Origin of the sequence: Agrobacterium tumefaciens (assembly GCF_017726655.1) — a bacterium.
Lineage (GTDB): Bacteria > Pseudomonadota > Alphaproteobacteria > Rhizobiales > Rhizobiaceae > Agrobacterium > Agrobacterium tumefaciens_B.
The window spans coordinates 787240-806730 of sequence record NZ_CP072309.1 but is presented as its reverse complement, the minus strand read 5'-3'; the positions used below and the strand labels follow the sequence as shown (position 1 = coordinate 806730).

General features: G+C 57.5%; 22 protein-coding genes and 1 pseudogene. 19 read left to right on the top strand and 4 right to left on the bottom strand.

Annotated features, from left to right (window positions below; translation table 11 throughout):
- Positions 1 to 24 precede the first annotated feature (24 nt).
- Positions 25 to 927: a LysR family transcriptional regulator gene (locus AT6N2_RS17860; RefSeq protein ID WP_209090513.1), complete on the top strand. Its 903-nt coding sequence runs from the start codon at positions 25 to 27 to the stop codon at positions 925 to 927.
- Positions 928 to 988: 61 nt separating this feature from the next.
- Here AT6N2_RS17860 and AT6N2_RS17855 read toward each other — a convergent pair whose 3' ends face one another.
- Positions 989 to 1882, bottom strand: a complete 894-nt coding sequence (locus AT6N2_RS17855; RefSeq protein ID WP_233282528.1) for a LysR substrate-binding domain-containing protein — start codon at positions 1880 to 1882, stop codon at positions 989 to 991.
- 130 nt (positions 1883 to 2012) lie between these two features.
- On the opposite strand from AT6N2_RS17855, the gene AT6N2_RS17850 reads away from it, so the two are divergent.
- Genes AT6N2_RS17850 through AT6N2_RS17825 form a run of 6 tightly spaced genes read left to right on the top strand, consistent with a single transcriptional unit; the run spans position 2013 to position 7255 of the window.
- The gene (locus AT6N2_RS17850) at positions 2013 to 3209 is read left to right on the top strand and encodes a trans-sulfuration enzyme family protein (protein ID WP_209090512.1); all 1197 of its coding nucleotides are present in this window, start codon (positions 2013 to 2015) and stop codon (positions 3207 to 3209) included.
- A gap of 39 nt (positions 3210 to 3248) precedes the next feature.
- A complete protein-coding gene (gene ehuB / locus AT6N2_RS17845; protein WP_209090511.1) occupies positions 3249 to 4124 on the top strand; it encodes an ectoine/hydroxyectoine ABC transporter substrate-binding protein EhuB in 876 nt (291 codons plus the stop codon).
- 31 nt (positions 4125 to 4155) lie between these two features.
- The gene (locus AT6N2_RS17840; protein WP_209090509.1) at positions 4156 to 4815 is read left to right on the top strand and encodes an amino acid ABC transporter permease; all 660 of its coding nucleotides are present in this window, start codon (positions 4156 to 4158) and stop codon (positions 4813 to 4815) included.
- Positions 4805 to 5464 (top strand): ectoine/hydroxyectoine ABC transporter permease subunit EhuD, encoded by a 660-nt coding sequence (gene ehuD / locus AT6N2_RS17835; RefSeq protein ID WP_209090507.1) that lies wholly within the window; start codon positions 4805 to 4807, stop codon positions 5462 to 5464. The genes AT6N2_RS17840 and ehuD overlap by 11 nt, the downstream gene beginning before the upstream one ends.
- Before the next feature lie 6 nt (positions 5465 to 5470).
- Positions 5471 to 6217 carry an amino acid ABC transporter ATP-binding protein gene (locus AT6N2_RS17830; protein WP_209090506.1) on the top strand — a complete coding sequence of 249 codons (747 nt, stop codon included), beginning with the start codon at positions 5471 to 5473 and terminating at the stop codon, positions 6215 to 6217.
- 30 nt (positions 6218 to 6247) lie between these two features.
- On the top strand, positions 6248 to 7255 hold the full coding sequence (locus AT6N2_RS17825; RefSeq protein ID WP_209090505.1) for a succinylglutamate desuccinylase/aspartoacylase family protein: 1008 nt from the start codon (positions 6248 to 6250) through the stop codon (positions 7253 to 7255).
- Between the two features lie 320 nt (positions 7256 to 7575).
- On the opposite strand, the gene AT6N2_RS17820 is transcribed toward AT6N2_RS17825, so the two are convergent.
- Complete coding sequence (locus tag AT6N2_RS17820) at positions 7576 to 7959, bottom strand: MerR family transcriptional regulator (protein WP_209090504.1); 384 nt, start codon at positions 7957 to 7959, stop codon at positions 7576 to 7578.
- A 75-nt stretch (positions 7960 to 8034) separates the two neighbouring features.
- Between AT6N2_RS17820 and AT6N2_RS17815 the strand changes: the two genes are divergently transcribed.
- The 8 genes and pseudogenes from AT6N2_RS17815 to AT6N2_RS17780 all read left to right on the top strand — a co-directional run bounded on the left by AT6N2_RS17815 (position 8035) and on the right by AT6N2_RS17780 (position 16214).
- Positions 8035 to 8814, top strand: coding sequence for a MauE/DoxX family redox-associated membrane protein (locus AT6N2_RS17815; RefSeq protein ID WP_209090503.1), 780 nt, complete (start codon positions 8035 to 8037; stop codon positions 8812 to 8814).
- A gap of 588 nt (positions 8815 to 9402) precedes the next feature.
- Complete coding sequence (locus AT6N2_RS17810; protein WP_209090502.1) at positions 9403 to 9831, top strand: VOC family protein; 429 nt, start codon at positions 9403 to 9405, stop codon at positions 9829 to 9831.
- Positions 9832 to 10194: 363 nt separating this feature from the next.
- Positions 10195 to 11568 (top strand): ISNCY family transposase, encoded by a 1374-nt coding sequence (locus AT6N2_RS17805; RefSeq protein WP_209090501.1) that lies wholly within the window; start codon positions 10195 to 10197, stop codon positions 11566 to 11568.
- 297 nt (positions 11569 to 11865) lie between these two features.
- Positions 11866 to 12606 (top strand): LuxR family transcriptional regulator, encoded by a 741-nt coding sequence (locus tag AT6N2_RS17800; RefSeq protein ID WP_209090500.1) that lies wholly within the window; start codon positions 11866 to 11868, stop codon positions 12604 to 12606.
- Between the two features lie 74 nt (positions 12607 to 12680).
- Positions 12681 to 13310: pseudogene (locus tag AT6N2_RS17795) on the top strand (acyl-homoserine-lactone synthase); the annotation flags it as partial.
- Positions 13311 to 13734: 424 nt separating this feature from the next.
- Positions 13735 to 14046: a hypothetical protein gene (locus AT6N2_RS17790; protein ID WP_209090496.1), complete on the top strand. Its 312-nt coding sequence runs from the start codon at positions 13735 to 13737 to the stop codon at positions 14044 to 14046.
- Positions 14047 to 14430: 384 nt separating this feature from the next.
- Positions 14431 to 15018, top strand: coding sequence for a hypothetical protein (locus AT6N2_RS17785; RefSeq protein WP_209091888.1), 588 nt, complete (start codon positions 14431 to 14433; stop codon positions 15016 to 15018).
- Positions 15019 to 15290: 272 nt separating this feature from the next.
- Positions 15291 to 16214, top strand: a complete 924-nt coding sequence (locus AT6N2_RS17780) for an ArdC family protein (RefSeq protein WP_209090495.1) — start codon at positions 15291 to 15293, stop codon at positions 16212 to 16214.
- Between the two features lie 3 nt (positions 16215 to 16217).
- Here the strand turns inward: AT6N2_RS17780 and AT6N2_RS17775 are convergent, their stop codons facing one another.
- The gene (locus AT6N2_RS17775) at positions 16218 to 16391 is read right to left on the bottom strand and encodes a hypothetical protein (protein WP_209090494.1); all 174 of its coding nucleotides are present in this window, start codon (positions 16389 to 16391) and stop codon (positions 16218 to 16220) included.
- Between the two features lie 459 nt (positions 16392 to 16850).
- Between AT6N2_RS17775 and AT6N2_RS17770 the strand changes: the two genes are divergently transcribed.
- Positions 16851 to 17159, top strand: coding sequence for a DUF736 domain-containing protein (locus AT6N2_RS17770; RefSeq protein ID WP_209090493.1), 309 nt, complete (start codon positions 16851 to 16853; stop codon positions 17157 to 17159).
- Positions 17160 to 17542: 383 nt separating this feature from the next.
- On the opposite strand, the gene AT6N2_RS17765 is transcribed toward AT6N2_RS17770, so the two are convergent.
- On the bottom strand, positions 17543 to 17893 hold the full coding sequence (locus tag AT6N2_RS17765) for a MarR family transcriptional regulator (protein WP_209090492.1): 351 nt from the start codon (positions 17891 to 17893) through the stop codon (positions 17543 to 17545).
- 99 nt (positions 17894 to 17992) lie between these two features.
- Here AT6N2_RS17765 and AT6N2_RS24225 point away from each other — a divergent pair, with 99 nt between their 5' ends.
- From AT6N2_RS24225 to AT6N2_RS17755, 3 genes are read left to right on the top strand one after another with little or no spacing between them, the layout of a single operon-like run.
- A complete protein-coding gene (locus tag AT6N2_RS24225; protein ID WP_233282527.1) occupies positions 17993 to 18514 on the top strand; it encodes a hypothetical protein in 522 nt (173 codons plus the stop codon).
- Positions 18515 to 18518: 4 nt separating this feature from the next.
- Positions 18519 to 19187, top strand: a complete 669-nt coding sequence (locus AT6N2_RS17760) for a lytic transglycosylase domain-containing protein (RefSeq protein WP_209090491.1) — start codon at positions 18519 to 18521, stop codon at positions 19185 to 19187.
- Complete coding sequence (locus AT6N2_RS17755; protein WP_209090490.1) at positions 19188 to 19487, top strand: TrbC/VirB2 family protein; 300 nt, start codon at positions 19188 to 19190, stop codon at positions 19485 to 19487.
- Positions 19488 to 19491 lie beyond the last annotated feature (4 nt).

The following is a 19491-nucleotide window of genomic DNA, read 5'->3' as shown; positions in this document are numbered from 1 at the left end:
ACGATTTCATCGAAGGGACCCGTGATGGATAACAGGGCTGGCGAGATGTTAGTGTTTCAGCGCGTGGTCGAGGCGGGAAGCTTCTCGCAGGCCGCCCGCTCGTTGCTGATGACGCCTTCGACCGTGAGCAAACTCATCAGCCGGATCGAGAGCCGTCTGGGCGTGCGGTTACTTGAGCGCTCGACGCGCCAGCTTGTCCTGACTGAAGAAGGTCAGATCTACTACGAGAAAAGCGCGGAGTTGTTAGCCGGTTTCGCGGAAGTCGAGCGCGAACTCACTCGCGGGGCAGCAAGCGCGAGCGGAACTATCCGCGTCAATGCGTCAGTCGCCTTTGGAGTCCTGGGTCTTGAGCCCGTCCTTCCGGCGCTCTGGGAATCGCATCCAAACATCATCGTTGATCTGTCATTGTCCGATGAGATGACCGATCTTTACCGTGACCGTACAGACGTCGCTTTTCGCGTAGGATCTCTACAAGACTCCACCGCGATCGCCCGTCGCATAGGTGTGGCCACACGCAAGATCGTCGCGTCCCGGAGCTACCTCGACCGTCACGGGGAGCCCGAAACGGTCGAGGACCTCCATCAACACAACTGTCTTGGGTTCAACTTTCGGCGGGCGGCGCCTGTCTGGCCTCTTAAAGAGAGCGGCAGAATAGTCGATAGCACGGTTGCTGGTCCTCTGCTTGCCAACAATGGTGAGACCGTGCGGCGGATGGCACTAGCGGGCGTGGGCCTCGCGCGGCTCGGTGATTATCATGTGCGCGACGACGTCAGAGCCGGGCGCCTCGTCGAGGTCCTTTCGCACGCTGTTGAGGGGGATGAGGAAGAGATACACGCGCTTTATCTTGGCGGTCCTAGACTGCCACATCGCGTCAGGATCTTTCTCGATTTCGTCTGTCCTCGATTGGCCGATTTCCTGACCGCTTGAGCGTCCTGCTCACCTTGCGCGTCACCAGTCGATGTAAGTCTTCTTCATGCAGTCGACATCACTAGGGCTCGAAGCTGGAATGCTTAAGAAGTTCCTCGATGAAGTCCGACACGATCCGTGATGGCCGGCGGTTGGGCGGCAAAAGCATCAGCGTCCGGAAATGTACTGCCGCGGCGAACGGTCGAAGGGAGAGGCCGTTTCCAATGTAGGGTTCCGCGGTCATGGGATTGACCATGCCCACCCCGAGGCCTGCCTGCACCATTGCGCATATTGTCGTAGAATAGGGCGTTTCCAGCACCATCTTTGGCTTTATTCCCTGCTCCGCGAAGATGATATCCGCTTCCCGCCGGGTCGTATCCTCCGGTGAAAGGGCAATGAAATTTTGCCCGTCAAGATCTGACGGCTCGATCGTCTGGCGTGCTTCAAGCGGATGTCCTGCGGGTATTGCAATCGCCACCCGGTAGCGGGCGAACGGCCGGGCTTCGACGCCGGTCACGTCGATCTCGTCAGCAGCAAGCCCGACATCGAACTGCCCGCCCGCCACAAGGTCCTTCACGATCGAGGACATGCGCGCCTGGAAGGTGATAGCGACATTGGGATGGAGCGCCTGAAATGCTCGAAGGGCTTTTGGTATCACATTGGTGCTGAGGGCAGAAAGGCTGGCGACACGGATTTCACCGGACCCGAAATCTCGGATGCGCGCTGCAGCACTTCTGAGATGTATGAGGCCGGAGAAGGACCCTTCCACTTCTCGGAAGAAGAGCTGGCCTTCGGCTGTTGGCAGCATTCTGCCTTTGATTCGATGAAAAAGATCGAGGCCGAGAATACGTTCAAGTTCCTGAATGCCTTTGCTTACCGCAGGCTGAGAAATGCGCAGCACCTCCGCGGCCCGAGAGGCCGTGCCGTTTGTCATGACCGCATGAAACACCTCAAGGTGGCGGATGTTCATATCCATGGAGGCCTCCTAATCCATAACCAATGAGAATAGCCTGCATCAATCTTAATATTGGACGGAATAGCAAGCAGCGTGCTTCTTTCGGACAGATAGTCTGCAAGGCGAAAAGCCCCGTAAGGAACAACAAGACATGAAAGACCTGACGCAATGCGTGGTAACACCCAAGGTCAAGACCGAGGGCTTTGAATCCTTCGGTGTCGCGACACACCGGGCTTCGACGATCGTGTTCGACAATGCGGCAGCATACGCTTCGCGCGGCCAGAGAGGGCATGACGGTTACAGTTACGGGCTCTACGGAACGCCCACGACCCGCACACTGGAAGCCAAGCTCACCGCTCTGGAGCAAGGGGCATGGACCTTCCTCTTGCCGTCCGGACAAGCAGCGAATGCGGTCGGCATCCTGCCGTTCGTGCAAGCCGGCGACAAAGTGCTGATCGCCGATACCTCCTATCCGCCGGTGCGTGATTTCGCCAACCGGGATCTCACCCGCTTCGGTATCGAGGTTGCCTATTACGACCCGGTTGATGCCGTAGATTTGGCGCGTCAGATCGACAACAGGACGAAGATCGTCTGGTGCGAGTCGCCTGGCTCAACGACTATGGAAATCCAGGATCTGCCGCGTATTGCCGAAATCGCCCACCATCACGGCGCACTGGTCGGCTGCGACAACACTTGGGCGACGCCGCTGAACTACAAACCGCTGGCGCTGGGCGCAGATATGGTGACAGAGGCCCTGACCAAGTACGTCTCGGGCCATTCCGATCTGCTGATGGGCTCCCTTACCGTCAAGGATCAAAGCCTCATTGCGCCCATCCGTTCGACACTTGGGCGTTTCGGGATCGGGGTCTCTCCGGACGACGCTTCGCTCGTGCTGCGTGGTTTCGAAACGCTCGGCGTTCGGCTAAAGCATTCAGCGGCCGGCGCGGAGACGCTGATCGAGTGGATCCGTCAACATCCCGTCGTCGATCAGGTTCTTTATCCATCGCTTCCCGATTTTCCAGGCCATGCCATTTGGAAACGCGACTTCTTAGGCTCGAGCGGTGTCTTCAGCGTGACGTTCCGGCCCCAGGCGATCCCGCATGTCGCCGCGGCACTCGATACCTTGAAGACCTTCGCAATTGGCGCCTCCTGGGGTGGCACGCGCAGCCTCATGGCTCCCATGCCGATCAAGCACTACCGCAGCGCTACGCAATGGGAAGGCGACGACCTGATCCTTCGCGTCAGCGTCGGCCTGGAAGACCCTGATGACCTCATGACTGATATCGAGACGTTCTTCGCGGATATCGCAGACCGCACTGCTCAGACCGAAACGCGCAAAGCTGGCTGACGCAGCGAATTCATCGACTATAACAAAAAGGGGAATGACATGAACAAGTTCACGCGCCGCATTGCGATTAGCCTCGCCGCGCTTTCTTTGCTTGGCCTAGCCGGACTACCGTCGACATCGGCAGCAAAAACAATTGAGGAGGCAGTCGCCGACGGCAAACTCACCGTCGGAATCCATAACCGCGCGCCTTGGGGGTTTCGTGGCCCGGACGGATTGGTGACCGGGTTTCATCCCGATCTCGTGCGCGCTGCCTTCGAACCGCTTGGCGTCAAGCAGATCGATTTCGTCATCTCTGACTTCGGGGCACTGATACCCGGCCTCAACGCCAATCGCTTCGACATGATCGCGTCGGGAATATCAATTACCCCGGAGCGGTGCGGCCAGGTGGTCTTTAGCGAACCTGACCTTTCCGTCCTGGATGGGCTGATCGTCAAGAAGGGCAATCCGAAAAACATCCATAGTTATGCTGACATCGCCAAGAACCCGGATATCAAGCTTTCCGGTGGGCGTGGGTCGCTCAACACGAAGAACGCGCTCGACGCCGGCGTCCCGACAGATCAGGTGTTGCAACTGACGGACGCTCAGGCAACGCTCGCAGCCATTCTTTCGGGCCGCGCCGATGCAGCGACGATTTCCGCTCCGTCGGCACAGGCCCTGCTGGCCGACCCGAACCTTGCCGGTTTGGAACGGGCAATGCCTTTCAAAGGGCTGCTGAAAGCAGATGGCACCGAGGCGGCCATGTATACCGCCGTCGCCTTCCGATCGAAAGATAAAGACCTACGTGATGCCTACAACAAGCAGCTTGCGAAGATGATCGCCGACGGCACGGTCCGGAAGATCATGTCCAAATACGGCTTCGCGGATTCCGATATGGCTCCGTCGAAAACGACGCTGGATATATGCGCCGGGAAATAAACCCGCACTCGCTTAATAGGAAGGTAAGGACGTGACCTTCACGGCTATCCTCTCCGGCATCTTTGAAGGTTTCAGTGTGACCGCATCGGTCACACTGTACGGCATGCTTTATGCCGTGCCATTCGCTCTGGTGTTCGGGATATTGCAGTATTTTACTGCCGGTTGGCGCCGCACGCTCGTGACGTCGGTCATCGAGTTCTGGCGTAGCACGCCAATACTGGTACTGATGTTCGTGTTTTATTACACGCTCCCGGGAATGGGCATCACGCTCTCCGGTGTCGCCGTGGGGGCAATGACGCTCGGCCTTCATATCGGCGCTTATGGAAGCCAATCGGTTCGGGCAGCGCTGCAGGCGCTCGACCGGGGACAGGTGGAGGCGGGTTTCGCACTCGGTCTCCGCCGCCATCAGATACTCCGCCTCATCGAACTGCCTCAGGCTTTCGCGGCCATGACGCCGACTTTCGTCAATCAGTTCATTCAGTTGGTTAAGGGAACGGCTCTTGTTTCATTGATTACGCTTTCAGACATGACGCATCGGGCAATGGAGATCAACCAGGTCACCTTCAATCCCGCGGGCATCTACAGCGCGTTGCTCCTCGCATACTTCATCATCTGCTATCCCGCGACGGTCTTAGGGCGCTGGCTAGAGCGGCGGACTATGCCGCAGGGGAGGGGCAATCGTGAACTTTGATGTCCAATTCGCGCTGTCGATGCTGCCGGTCGTGGTTGAGGCGATTCCGACGACGATACTTGTCGCGATAGCTGCCTGTATCGGCGCCTCGCTGCTAGGGTTTTCGCTGGAAATGATGCGGCGCTCCAATCGATACATTGGATGGCTTGTCCGCTTTGTGATCGACTTCATCCGTTCGACGCCGGCTCTCGTGCAGATCTACTTCCTTTATTTTGTGCTGCCGTTCTACGGTGTGACACTGCCGGCGCTCGCCGTCGGCGTCGTCGGCCTCAGCATCTATTACAGCGGCTACCTTGCAGAAGTGTTCAAGGCCGGTATCGAGGCCATTCCTTCAGGCCAGTTCGAAGCAGCCAAAGCAATCGGATTGACGCGCTTCGATGCCACAGTCTTTGTCATCGCTCCTCAGATGCTTCGCAATATCGCGGCTCCGATGGGCAATTATTTTGTCGGTATTCTCAAATCGACGCCGTATCTCGCTGTCATCGGCGTCAACGAAATGTTGGGCGCTTCCATGCAGGTCGCGTCCGATACCTTCCGGTATGCGGAGCCCATGGCAATCGTCGGTATTGTCTTCCTCATCCTTGCCGTTTCCATCGCTCAGCTGGTCCGGCTGCTCGAGGAGCGGCTTCTCCTCTCATCCAGGCGGTGAACCACGATGGTCGTTACAGAAAAACACCCCGCTGTGCAGGTGCAGCGGCTCAACAAGTGGTTCGGCACGTTCCAGGTCCTCAAGGATATCAGTCTTGAGGTGCGACAGGGAGAGCAGATTGTAATCTGCGGCCCCTCTGGCTCAGGCAAATCCACGCTCATTCGCTGCATTAACCAGCTGGAACGTCACCAGGAGGGCGAGATTGTTGTGCATGGCCGCGAGATCGGCGCCAAGGTCGCGCGGCTGCATGAACTGCGCCGCGATGTCGGCATGGTGTTTCAGCATTTCAATCTCTTCCCACACTTGACCGTGCTTCGGAACTGTACGTTGGCGCTGACGCGGGCGAGGGGCATCGCCCGTGAACAGGCTGAGGAGATCGCCATGGCGATGCTGGGGCGGGTGCGCATCAGCGAGCAGGCCCGCAAATACCCCAGCCAGCTTTCCGGCGGGCAGCAGCAGCGTGTCGCGATCGCACGGGCGCTCTGCATGAATCCCAAGGTTATGCTGTTCGACGAGCCGACCTCCGCACTCGATCCAGAGATGATCAAAGAGGTTCTCGATGTCATGAGGTCTCTGGCCGAAGACGGGATGACAATGATCTGTGTCACGCACGAAATGGGCTTCGCCCGAGAGGTCGCCGACCGGATCATCTTCATGGATGCAGGCTCAATCGTTGAGGCTGCGCCGCCCGCCGACTTTTTTGCCAATCCGCAGCATGAACGCACGCGTTCCTTCCTGCAGCAGATTCTCTAACTTAATCGAGTATTTCAGAAAGGAACACACATGGCAGCGACCCGTGCCTGGACGAGGATCGATTTCGAGAAGGACGGAAAACAGTCAGATTATGTGCGCGTGCCATTTTCTTCGGACAAGTCCGCCTATGGGTGGATCCCTGTTCCGATGATTTGCATCCGCAACGGCGACGGGCCGACGGCCCTTCTAACGGCCGGCAATCACGGCGATGAATATGAAGGCCAGATCGCGCTGCTGGAGCTGGCTCGAACGATTACCGCAACAGAACTCCAGGGCAGGATCATCATTCTTCCCGCACTGAATTATCCGGCTGTGGTTGCCGGAAAGCGGGTTTCACCGCTTGATGACGGCAACTTGAACCGCCTTTTCCCAGGCGACGCCAATGGCGGACCGACAGCAATGATTGCACATTACGTCGAAACCGTCCTTTTCCCACTGTCGGACATCGTCATAGATTTGCACTCAGGGGGAAAGTCGCTCGATCACTATCCGGTAGCGCTCGCTCGTCCAGGCCTTAATCCGGAAACGACTGCAAAAATTCGCACCCTCCTCCAAGCTTTCGGGGCGCCGTATAGCGTGGTGACGACAGGCGAGGGTGGTGGCGCGGGGAGTACCCTTTACGCCGCAGCAGAACAGTATGGCATTCCGGCACTGACCACGGAGCTTGGAAGCGGCGGAACCCTCTCTGCGCATGGTTTGTCCATTGCCAAGAACGGCCTGCGGCGCGTGCTCAAAGCTTATGGTATCGCGCCGGACGTCGACACGGCGGAGTCGCCCGGAACGAAGTTCATGCGCTCGCTTAGCCGTACCGGGTCGGTTTATGCGCCTCGGGGTGGGCTTTTCGAGCCTTTTATTGATTGCGGAGAGAACGTGATCAAAGGTCAAGCCGCTGGCCTGCTGCATTCTTTCGACGATCCGCTCGCTGCGCCCGAGAAGCTTTTATTCGAAGCCGATGGTGTCGTCATCTGCCGCCGCTTTCCGACACTAACCGAGCGGGGTGATTGCTTGTATTCACTCATGGTCGAAGCAAACGGATAGTTTGAGGTTATCTGCTGGATGAGAGGGGTGGCATTCACCTTCGGATGTAAGTTCAGGTTCGGCTCGATCGAGCTTCAAAGTTGCCGCTTGTTCTCAGATAAGCTCCAAGGTCGGTCACGTCTCGATCCCCATCCTCACGATGATGCTGGCTCTCCTTCCGAAACAGGCTTGTTGATGCGACATTATCGTTACCCCTCAAATCATTCGAAAATCTGGGAACGCATCGCTCGTTCCCGGCGGCCTCATGCGAGAAGGGAGGAGGTCAAATACCAAGCGTGGTGCACTCCCAGCGGAGGTTTAATGGCATAATCCTTGGGCGGTCAGATGCCAAAGGATGACAGTATCGGGCACGGACCAGTGCTTTCAGAAGCGCATTCACTGACCAATCGCCGGAGCGAACTCCTTGCGCGCTCCAGCTCCGCGATGCGCTTATCGAGAGATGCGAGCCGGATCTTAGCCAGTTCGCGAGCAGTGGCGCGGTCATCGCCAGCGTCGAGATCCAAAAGCTCCTTAATCTCGTCAAGCGAGAAACCCGCTGTCTGAGCCTGCCTGATGAACTTGAGGCGGCGAAGATCTTCGATACCGTAACGACGGACCCCATTATACCCGGTAGGGGTCGGCAGAAGGCCTCTGCGCTGATAATAGCGGACCGTCTCTACCCCAACTCTCCCGGCTTCAGCGAATTTTCCAATAGTAATGTTCATGGGCTATTGACTCCGTACCACAGTACGGAGGCTATGGTCTTGCCAACGCTTTCACAAGACAAAAGGAGATGTGAGATGTTGGACCAGGTCCAGAATTCGAAGAAAGCAGTCATCTATCGCATGGTGACGCCTGAACACACCTGCCCCTACGGCCTGAAGGTCAAGCACCTGCTGGAGAGTGCAGGCTACGAGGTCGAAGACAATCAATTGACGACACGTACCGATACGGATGCGTTCAAGAGAGACCATGGTGTTGCGACAACACCGCAGGTCTTCGTGGCTGGCGACCGCATTGGTGGTCATGACGACACGAGGCGCTTTCTTGGCAAGAAGGTGGTCGACCCCAAACAGACCACATATCGCCCGGTCGTCGTTTTGTTTTCAATGACCGCTCTCATGGCGATGGCAGCGAGCAACGCAGTCAGTGGTAACCCCTTCACTCTGAAGTCTGCAGAGTGGTTCATTGGCTTCTCAATGGTTGTGTTGGCGTTGCTCAAGCTTCAGAACGTCGAATCCTTTGCGACGATGTTCTTGAACTACGACCTGCTGGCAAAGCGCTGGGTGCCTTACAGCTATATCTATCCTTACGCGGAGGGCGCGGCAGGGGTCCTGATGGTGGCCGGGGCGTTGAATTACATTTCGATCCCGGTGGCACTCGTAATTGGTATGATCGGCGCAGTGTCCGTGTTCAAGGCCGTCTACATCGATCGGCGTGAGTTGAAGTGTGCTTGCGTCGGTGGGTCCAGCGATGTTCCGCTTGGCTTCGTGTCGTTGACCGAGAACCTGATGATGGTCGCCATGGCGGTCTGGATGGCAGTGTTATCTTCAGGTCTGGTCGAAGGCCGGGCCATGTAGTCTCACATAGGACTCTGTACACATGGGCGATAACCGCGATGCACATTCTTGCCTCCAAACCGGAATCCTCATTGTTTACGACCAGGCCCATCGATCGTCGTGCCACTTGGTGGCCAATCGTAGTCCGTCCAGGCCTTGGTCAATGTGACGGCGATCCTGTAATTGTGGCAACCGCCATCGTACCGATTAACGCTTCAACGGTCCGCCGCAGAACTCCCAGTTAGGATCCGATAGTGGCTGATCGCTGTTCGGTTTGCAGTTGCGACGGGGTCGCCACGATGAAATTGCAGCATTTCGCCACGGCCGGGACAATCGCTCAGAGGTGGTAGGCGTTGTGCTCCAATAGAACCGCCTACGGTGATTGGTCCCTTGAAGCTGGTCAGGCGTCGGTTTCAACTGGGATAAAGCGAACGCGACTCCACAGGGCAGCCAAACGCTTTTCTGATCGTGCCGTTCTATACGTGAAATTGTTGTTATATATCCGCGCTAGCCGTCGCCTTAAAGTTCCCCAAACGGTGGCTCGCGTGCGGCTGGCTAGACGTTCATTCTTGAACGGCCTTAAACCTTCCCGACGTCAAAGGAGAAATCATGAGCGGATTGACCGAAGACAGTTTTGTCTCGGGCGGGTTAGATCATATCGGCCTCACCGTACCTAACGTTGCCAGGTCTCTATCGTTTTTCACGGACTGTCTGGGCTGGGAAAAGATTGGCGAGCGTCTGGATTATCCAGCTGCTTTCGTTAGCGATGGCACTGTCAAGATTACACTTTGGCAGGTAGCTGACCAGAATTTGTGCGTGAGTTTTGACCGACGTCAAAACGTCGGCCTGCATCACCTCGCGTTGAAAACACGTTCTGAAGCCGAGTTCGTTCAATTATTTGCTCGGATCAGTGCGTGGCCAGGAACAGCCGTCGAATTTGCCCCGCAAGCTTCTGGAGCGGGGCCGAAGATGCACTTTATGATCTACGAGCCTGGAGGATGCCGTATAGAGTTTACGTTTAACCCGCGCGACGTGTGATGCTCCGTAGGATCAGATATTGGCGGCAGAATTAGGATCGCGGTGGGTACGTTATATTTCATAAGACGGAAAACCGTCTTGGAGTGGCGATTGGGTGGCCAGGATAGCTTTCACACTAGCGCAGCACTCATTCGGCTGCGAAGCGTGATCCCGATACAGTCGTCACGCTGGAGAAAATGGCGTAGCGCTGAAGGCGTGGCTCGTGGAAAATGGGCGAAGCGTGGCGGAAACGCCGGCACATCCAAAAGTTCCATAAGATAGATTATGCGATAAAATCTTGTAGCCGCAAAGTTAAAATGTCCTGTTTCTGCAAAGTTAGAATGTCACACTCCCCGCGTCTGATTGACCTCTGGGAGACTGCAGATGGGATTGATTACGATGAGCGAGCGCGACCTGCATAGGATAGAGGTGCTGTCCAAAGTCGTTGATGGCCGCATGACTATTGTCAAAGCGGCGCATGTGCTGGCGATCAGCAAGCGCCATGTCCAGCGCCTGCTTGACCGTATTGAGATAACCGGTGCTGCGTCGATCCGACACAAGGCGATCGGGCGACCGTCGAATAATAAGATCGCCCGCGGCGTTCGCGATTATGTTTTGATGCTGGTGCGTGAACGCTATCTTGATTTCGGACCTACGCTCGCGGCCGAGAAGCTTCAGGAGGAGCACGGCGTCACAGTCTCGCGTGAGACGCTACGCAAATGGATGCAGGAGGCCGGAATTTGGCTTTCGAGAAAGCAGCGCCGGACATTTCATCAGCCGCGGTTGCGGCGTGAGGCTTATGGCGAGCTGGTGCAGATCGATGGCTCCGAGCATCGCTGGTTTGAGGATCGTGGTCCGGCCTGCTCTCTGCTGGTATTTGTTGACGACGCCACCGGCAAGCTGATGCAGCTCCGGTTTGTTCGATCGGAGAGCGCCTTCACCTATTTCGAGGCACTGGCGCTTTACCTCGAAGAGCACGGCGCACCGATTGCCTTCTATTCCGACAAGCATTCGGTCTTCAGGGTGGCAAAGAAAGACCCCAAGGGCGGCCAGGGCATGACGCAGTTCGGTCGGGCGTTATCAGAGCTGCACATCGAGATTCTCTGCGCCAATTCCAGTCAGGCCAAAGGCCGCGTCGAGCGTATGAACCGAACGCTTCAAGATCGACTCGTCAAAGAATTGCGGCTGGCCAGGATCAGCGACATGGAAGCCGGGAATGCCTTTCTGCCGACATTCATCTCACACTATAATGATCGTTTTGCGGTGACCCCTGCCCGTTCCGACAACCTTCATCGACCTGTCAACATGACAGCAGACAGGCTGAAGGATATTCTCTGCAAACGTGAAGAAAGATATGTCGGCGCGCAGCTGACATTCTCTTATGAACGCAAACGCATCATGCTCGAAGAGAACGACATCACGCGCGGTTTGGTCGGCAGGTATGTCGAGACCTATGCCTATGCCGATGGTCGCCTCGATATCAGATGGAAAGGTCACTCATTACTCTACAGGACCTTCGACAAGGACCAGAGCGTGACGCATGCTGCGGTCGTGGAGAACAAGCGTCTCGGTGATGTATTGGCCTATATCAAGGAGCAGCAGGATCGCCACAAGGTCGTGACCCCCAAGACCAACAGCAGCAAGAACGGCTACAAGCCAACGGGTCGTAAACCTGGTCGGCGGACGGATTTTATGAACGATCCGAAGGTCATCGCGAGGCGGCAAAAAGCTCTAGCTAGAATGGACGCGGCTGAATAAAAGCGGCTTTTTTGCCCAAAGCTGTCGTGGTGACTGAGAAAGCTAAAGCCGCAGGGTGTCTTTCACCCGCCCCCTCCCTGCCCTTGCAACCCGGCCCAGCCGGTTCGGTCGGGGGCTACTCGTCAGCGCCAATGTCGCATTTCTAACGCTGGCAAAGCGACAGCTGACATTTTAACTTTGCACAATCTGCGACAATTCAACCTTGCTGCCACAAATCTAACAAAAACAATATGTTAGCAAATATGTTGCTTTGCCGCTTCGATGACGGCAACGCCGCGTACAAAGTATAGGCCCGTAATGGATTTGGATGATCAGTCCCCGCGTTTGCACTTAGCGTATTCTGAAATCGACGCCTGCGACGACGTTGCCAGTGCTCTCGCCATATTCCAGAGATCATATCGCATCGATCATGTGACGTACCACCTGTCGCAAACCTCGGCGAGCTTGGTTGACGCGCCATTTGTGCGAACAACCTATAACGAAGCGTGGGTCGCCCGTTACCTGTTGCGAGGATACGTTTCGGTTGACCCCATCGTCGTAGAGGGTTTTCTCCGCCAGCTTCCATTCGATTGGCGAGACGTCGAGGCGACCAAAGCAGCACAGGAATTTCTGCTGGATGCCGCCCGGCATGGCATCGGTAGGAACGGCTTTTCGATACCTGTCGCCGACAAATCGCGTCGTGCACTTCTTTCTCTCAATTCTTCGGCCTCAAACGAAGAATGGAACGACATCGTCGCCGATGCTCGGGACGAATGGCTTGAGCTCACCCGTCTCATACATCGAAAAGCAATTTTCGAAGTCTTTGGTCGTCACGACCCTGTGCCACTGTTGAGCCCTCGCGAGATGGAATGCCTCCATTGGCTAGCGCTTGGCAACGATCACAAAGGCTTGGCGCTCATACTTGGTCTTTCTGAGCACACGACACGGTCCTATCTCAAGTCTGCCCGCTATAAGCTGGGATGCTTGACCACAACTGCGGCAACAGCCCGAGCAATTCAGCTACGCCTCATCAATCCCTACGCCAATACCCCTATCTGAGGGTGCCGTTCCAGGGGAATACGACCCTTCCCGAGACATTGGCATGCTGCAACGCACACACGTTGGAGACGCCCATGTATCTTTTAGTTCAGGCCCATCAGTTCGAAAAATTCTCCCACTTGATCGATCAGTCTTTCCTGCTGCGAAAACGAGTTTTTGCGGATCTGCTGGGCTGGAAAGTTGCAGTGTCCGGAGAAATGGAAAAGGACTTGTATGATACTCTGGATCCCGCCTACCTTTTCTGGTGTGATGATGAGGGAAAGAGGCTTTACGGAACGGTCCGGCTCTTGCCGACGACCGGGCCAACTCTCTTATACGACGTCTTCCGGACGACCTTTCCCAATTCGTGCGACTTAGTTGCCCCCACGATATGGGAGGGCACGCGTATGTGCATTGACGAAGACGCTATCAGCCGCGACATGCCCGAGTTGCGCCCGGATCAGGCGTTTTGTAAGCTTTTGCTCGCTTTGTGTGAGGTGGCGCTCGACCATGGGATCGAGACATTAGTATCGAACTACGAACCCCACTTAAAGCGACTGTATGAACGCGCCGGCGCGGAGCTTGAGGAGCTTGGCCGAGCAACGGGATTTGGGCGCTTCCCGGTTTGCTGCGGCATATTCGAGGTCTCCCCCCGAATTCTCAGGCAGATGCGAACTAAACTGGAGGTATCCGAGCCTCTATACCGACGCAGCTATCCTACTCGACGGCAAACCGGCCAGCCTATAGTTCGTGGCGAAAGGCTTTCCGAACGTCTGCAAGCTGATTTCAGCGAGATTCAGTCGGACCAGGCGGATCAAGTCCAATCCCGCTCTCTTGTAATGGCGTCCTGGCCCAGTCCCGGATCTTCCACGATCAACCCGTGAAGGGTCCGCCAGCGAGCTGCGGCCGCTTGGCTTCGCCTGCGCGGTGATCGCGCCCGTGACCGCGCCTTTTTAGGAGCCATCGAGCCGGATTTGACCCGCTCCCAATGGAGCCTTCAAATGTCGTATGATCTCACGCTCGCACAGTCCCACGCCTTCCAGCTTTCCCGCGACCTGATGGTCCCGGTTACCGTCTTCGAAGTCGACGGCGAGTATCCGCTGACAGGCCGTCTTCCTTTGCCGGCTGGCAAAGCCTGTGGGAGGACTCATGATCGACATCGGCGTTTCGAAACCGCTGGCGAAAGCAATTGGTGCCCGGCGTGAAATCCAGCGGCATCTGGAATGTCTGACCTGGCAGATTGCGTCGCGCGCCAGAAGACAGGCGACGACGGTAAAGGCCCAGAGCCGCAATCGTCTAAGATGCGGCTCTCGTACATATCATCATGAGCTCGTCCATCGCCTTACCTTCGAGCGGTGGGTCGAACTCCACGTCATTGCCTGCAGGCTGGTGGTGCAAGAGCAGGTCATCGATGAGCTAAGGCATCGCGACAAGCGACCTGTGCATCATCCGGCGACATAGGCAGACCCGCGAAGAGGGTGCAGGTGCTGGACTTGCCGGTCTTTGATGTCAGCGGCATGAAGGGCTTGGCCATATCAGTTCCTTCCCGCTGGAGACAGATATCGGGCCCGTGTCGGACTGCCCTTCTTGTTCGCTGCGGTCTGAACCGGCGGCCGGGCGTTTCAAGGCCGCTGTCGCGCCGCTGAGCGGCCGATCCAACCTCTCCGCGCGAGAGCAGCCTCGCGATCCCAAGCAGGTCGGAACCTGCCGGCCCGCAAACCTGCCCTGCTTGTTCAGCCGGATCGGACCTGTGAAGCCGCCCGTCCTTTGCCGGTTCTGGTCAACCGCACCGAAGGGCAAACCGGCACGGGCCGGAACCGCTTCGGCAGCCAGGAAGGAATGAATATGGCCAAGTCCGCAACTCCAAACCGCTCCAACGCACGGATCTCGCAAGCTCGCCGCGGAGTAACCCTCGAAATGGTCCGCCTCTCGTGCCCCGATGCCTCCCAGGCTCTCAAGATCTCCGAAAGCTTTGGCACAGCAGTCGTCGACAGCGATGGTATCCGCAGCCTGCATGAGCGGCTGATCCTCGAGACTGCCGACAGCCTCTCCGAAGGTTTGGGCGAGAAGGCCATGCAGATCCACCTGCAGCGCATCGTCGGGGCCTTCGTCGGATCGGCGCACGGCGCCGGGCAGTTCTACTCCCGCGCCGTTACCGAAGCACGCGACGCAACTGCCAAGGCATCGAACGAAGCCCGCGACGAGGATCTCGATGGTCCGGTCGGCTACGATAGCGCCGCCCAGCGCAAGCGGGAATTCGCGGCCGACATGGGCATCCAGTCCCACGCACTCCGGATGGCAGCCGAGGGCGCGGTAGCCGCCTATGAACAGGTCGTCGGCGAGACCTGGAAGCCCTTCGACCGCCCAGTCGAAAACCCGGTTGCATCGCTCGACCGCAAAGCGGCCGAGGCTCAGATGGCGGCACTCGGATGACGCACTCGGTGGGGCATTCCCCGCCATTCCCCTCTTTCAGGCTGGCGCCCCACAGGCGCCGGCCTTTTCTTGTGTCGAAAAGAGAGCGGAGGCGCGCCGATCGCGGCCCGTCCCGTTCGATGGTCCTGCAGGAGCCGGGCGCCCATGCAACGGCTTTGCCGTCCTCCACGCTGTTACGGCCTTCGGTGCACGGCCACACCATCGGCCCCTGACTTCGGACCTCCGTGGCGGGCCGCGATCGGCGCGGTCCCCGAGAAAAGGAGAAAAGAGTCATGACAAAGAAATCAGGATCGGACCGTGTGGACATCTACAAGCGGATCACCGATCGGATCGTCGAGGATCTGGAACAGGGCGTCCGTCCCTGGATGAAACCGTGGAGCGCTGCCAACACCGGTGGCCGTATTAGTCGACCCGTACGCCACAATGGCCTTCCCTATTCGGGCATGAACGTGCTCCTCCTATGGTCGGAGCAGATATCGCATGGCTTCGCTTCCTCAATGTGGATGACGTTCAAGCAGGCGCTTGAATTGGGAGGAGCTGTCCGCAAGGGCGAAACCGGCTCGACCGTCGTCTTCGCCAGCCGTTTCACCAAGTCCGAACCGGACGGAAACGGAAACGAGGTCGATCGGGAGATCCCGTTCCTGAAGGCCTATTCGGTGTTCAACGTCGAGCAAATCGACGGTTTGCCCGACAGCTATTATGTCCCGCCCGCCAGGGTCGTTGATCCGATCGAGCGGATCGAGAGCGCCGATCGCTTCTTCCGCAATACAGGCGCTGTCATCCGGCACGGCGGCAACCGGGCCTACTATTCTCCGGTCATGGACTACATTCAGATGCCACCGTTTGAGGCGTTTCGCGATGCTGCCGGATACGCGGCCGTCCTCAGTCATGAGGCGACACACTGGACGGCGGCTGAACATCGTGTGGGACGCGACCTGTCGCGTTATGCCAAGGACCAGACGGAGCGGGCACAGGAAGAACTCATTGCCGAGCTCGGCAGTTGCTTCCTCTGCGCCGATCTCGGTATCGCACCAGAGCTCGAACCGCGGCCGGATCACGCTTCTTACCTGCAGTCGTGGTTGTCGGTGTTGGCCAACGACAAGCGGGCGATCTTTCAGGCGGCGGCCCATGGGCAACGCGCTGTGAGTTTTCTGCATTCGCTGCAGCCGGAAACCGATGTGAAAGCTGCGGCGTGAATTTCAAGCGCGATCGTCACCACCGGTGGCGGCCACGTGTTCCATATCCCGCTGATCGCTAAGACCTTGTGCAATGTCAGCTTCCAGCCTTCCCCAGATCGACGGTTCTGCAGCGTCAGGTCTGGGTTTGCGGGACGGTTTGCGTTCGACGATGAACGGCCTAGTCTGCTGGCGCATTGGTCCTCCGGGTTGCGATTCGCGTGCGCAACGATATCCCACCGGGCGCAGTCAACAAGCGGGCCAATGTTGGCAGAAGCGCTTGTCCCCTGATGAAGCAGGGAGAGACGGCGGTTCAATCGGACGTGTCGCAGGATGCCATTGGCGCCCAAGGCAAATGGGGCGGAATGCCATTGCTATCTCCCTTGACGTCAGAGTTTCCGGCAACCCATCCGCGGGCTCGATGAGGCATGTCTGACCGGAGACCGGCTGCGCCTCGATCGTCTTACCGCAACGGCCACGGCCACTTTTCTTACCCCTGCCGGCTGCGCCGCCATTCCTCTCGAACCAACAAAAGTGGTAGTCGCCGCCCTCCACTGTGTTCCGGCCTTTCAGGTGCGGTCCGATCGTCACCGGTCTTTGCGACAGCCATCGAGGCCGCGATGGGCGCGGCCCGAATATGAGAAAAGGAATACGACAATGGCAACCATCGGCACCTTCACCTCTACCGAACACGGCTTCACCGGCTCCATTCGCACTCTCGCCCTCAACATCAAGGCACGCATCGCCCGGGTCGAGAACCCTTCCGAGAAGGGCCCGCAGTTCCGCGTCTACGCCGGTAGCGTCGAACTGGGCGCCGCCTGGCAGAAGACCTCCGGCGAGGGTCGCGACTATCTCTCCGTCAAGCTTGACGATCCGAGCTTCCCGGCTCCGATCTATGCAACGCTTACCGAGGTGGAAGGCGAAGATGGCCTTCAGCTGATCTGGTCACGCCCAATCCGGGATTGACAGATCGGAGGCCCCGCCAACAGCGGGGCCTCTTCTGCTCTAACGCTTTCCGCAATCTTTCGTCCATTAGATCGAAACGGATGGCGGACTTGATCATGGCCAGATCGCGAGGCACGGCGGATATTCCGTCACTGATCTCCAAAATCGACGTTCAGCCAATTTAGCGGGCTGTCCTACCAGTGGATTGTCGACCCGTATTGGAGGCGCAAACACAATCAATGCAGCGAAATATTTCGGTGATCCCTGTTGGCACAAACGTCATTGTCAATACGCGGCATCAAGGGCAAGCCATTTCCTGCCGGTTGCTCCGGAGGCTCAACCACTCCTATCAGAATCACTTCTTAGACTGTCGCAAAATAGTTACTTTGAATGCGATCGTCGTGTCAGCCGTCGAAGCTGCTCAGTTTCTTCAGAAGGTCGTTTGAAATCTCGAATTGACGTGCAGTTCCTCGTCCCATGGAGTTGGTTCCCATGGTTTCGCGCAGCATACCCCGCTTGACGAGAAGATCGACCGTCTCCTTCACTCCGCTTCGCGTCAATCCAGTAATTTCAACTATTTTGGATAGAGTTAGCTTCTGGTGTGTCTGGCTCATCGTGTAAAGGATCGTCATCATGCCGATCTCTTTCAGTCGTGCCTGCGGTGTTTCGTCCTCCAGCGTGCGATTGAGGATCTCGTGCAGGATCAACCCGGAAAAGGCGAGATTGTGCAAATGCGTCTTGAGTGCTCTTGTCATGTTATTTTACTGTGTTATAAGCGGCAGTTAAATTGCAATGGCGTTTCTGTCAGGCGCTGGTGCCACGGCGCCGCTTTGTTGTTTTGGGGGAGCAAATTCATGAAAAGCCTTCTGCTGTCCGTTTCATGGATGCTGTCATCCTATCTGATTTCCGGCAGCAATGCGCGCGCTGATGACTGGGGATGTCAGGTAATCCTGTGCCTTTCCAGTCCCGGCGGGCCGACCCAGTATGCCGAATGCCGGCCCCCCATCCAGAAACTATGGCGCGCGCTTGCCAAGGGCCATTCATTCCCAACATGCAGCGGTGTCGGGTTTCACAGTTCCCGGCCCGGCTATGAGCCATATTATTGCAATGATAGCTTTCGGCTTTCGCGCAGTTATGGCCCCCGCGGCGAGCAGGCGACCTGCGTTTCAACCGCTCTCGAGCCGGTAGAAGGCTCGCTTTGCTCGTCCGGCCGTGACGATGACGACTCCAGCTCGGTCCGGTCTGCACGATGGCAGCGGCGGGACGGCCGGCTTCAGTGCATGGGTTATCCGATCGCGCGTCCCAATGTGCGATCGCAACCCCACTATATCGATGTGACCATCGACGGTGTTGGCAGACAGCGTGTCTGGTACTGAGCAAATGGACGCCGCATTCGTTGATATCGCGCAGAGCTGCGCGCCCACGGTCCGCGTAGAAACGCTGGCCGCAGTCGTCAGCCTGGAGAGCAGGTTCCTTCCCTTCAATATTCGTATCAATAGCGGCGTGCCACTCCCTGCGCAGCCCACCAGCAAGGCCGAAGCGATTGAGGTGGCAACGTCCCTGATCGCCGACCACAAGGATATCCAGGTCGGACTAGGCGGGATCGACATCAAGGAGCTCCAGAAGTTCAATCTTTCGATTTCGGATGCCTTCGACCCGTGCCAGAATCTCAGGGCGACCGCGGCGCTCCTCGACGGCTACTATCGCCTCGCTGTCCGTTTCGGTGCTGATCCCGCGCGTGCCGAAGCGGTGATGCTCCAATCCTTCTACGGGCGGGATGATCCCTCTGTCGGCGAAATGGTCAGGTATGACGAGCAGGTGCGGAAGGAAGCGAGACGCCTCTCCGCAACGCTCGCATCCCTCGCGACTGGCGGACCGGCTGGATCAATCGCTCGTGAGGATGCCCCCGAGGAGCAGGCTGAAATCCAGTTGGGTCAGCCAATCCCCAAGAAAGTCGTCCAAACCGAAGAGAGCGCATCATGGGACGTGTTCCGTTCCAGAGGGCGCCCTTCAGTTCTCGTTTTCCAGAATAACAGATCGGAGCATTGAATGATCCTGATAAGTAGCCTTCGTCCCCTCACGGCCTCGACGCTGATGGCCATCGCCATCGTTGCCTGCCTCGTCGAACCGGCCTTTGCCCAGTCCGCCGGTATCGAAAGCGTGCTGCAGAACATCGTCACAATGCTCACCGGAAATATTGCCCGCCTGCTGGCGATCATCGCCGTGATCATCATCTGCATTGCCTGGATGTTCGGGTACATGGATCTGAGAAAGGCCGGTTTCTGGATCATCGGCATAGGTGGCATTTTCGGCGCCACTGAACTGGTCAACACCATCGTCGGCGGCTGACGTC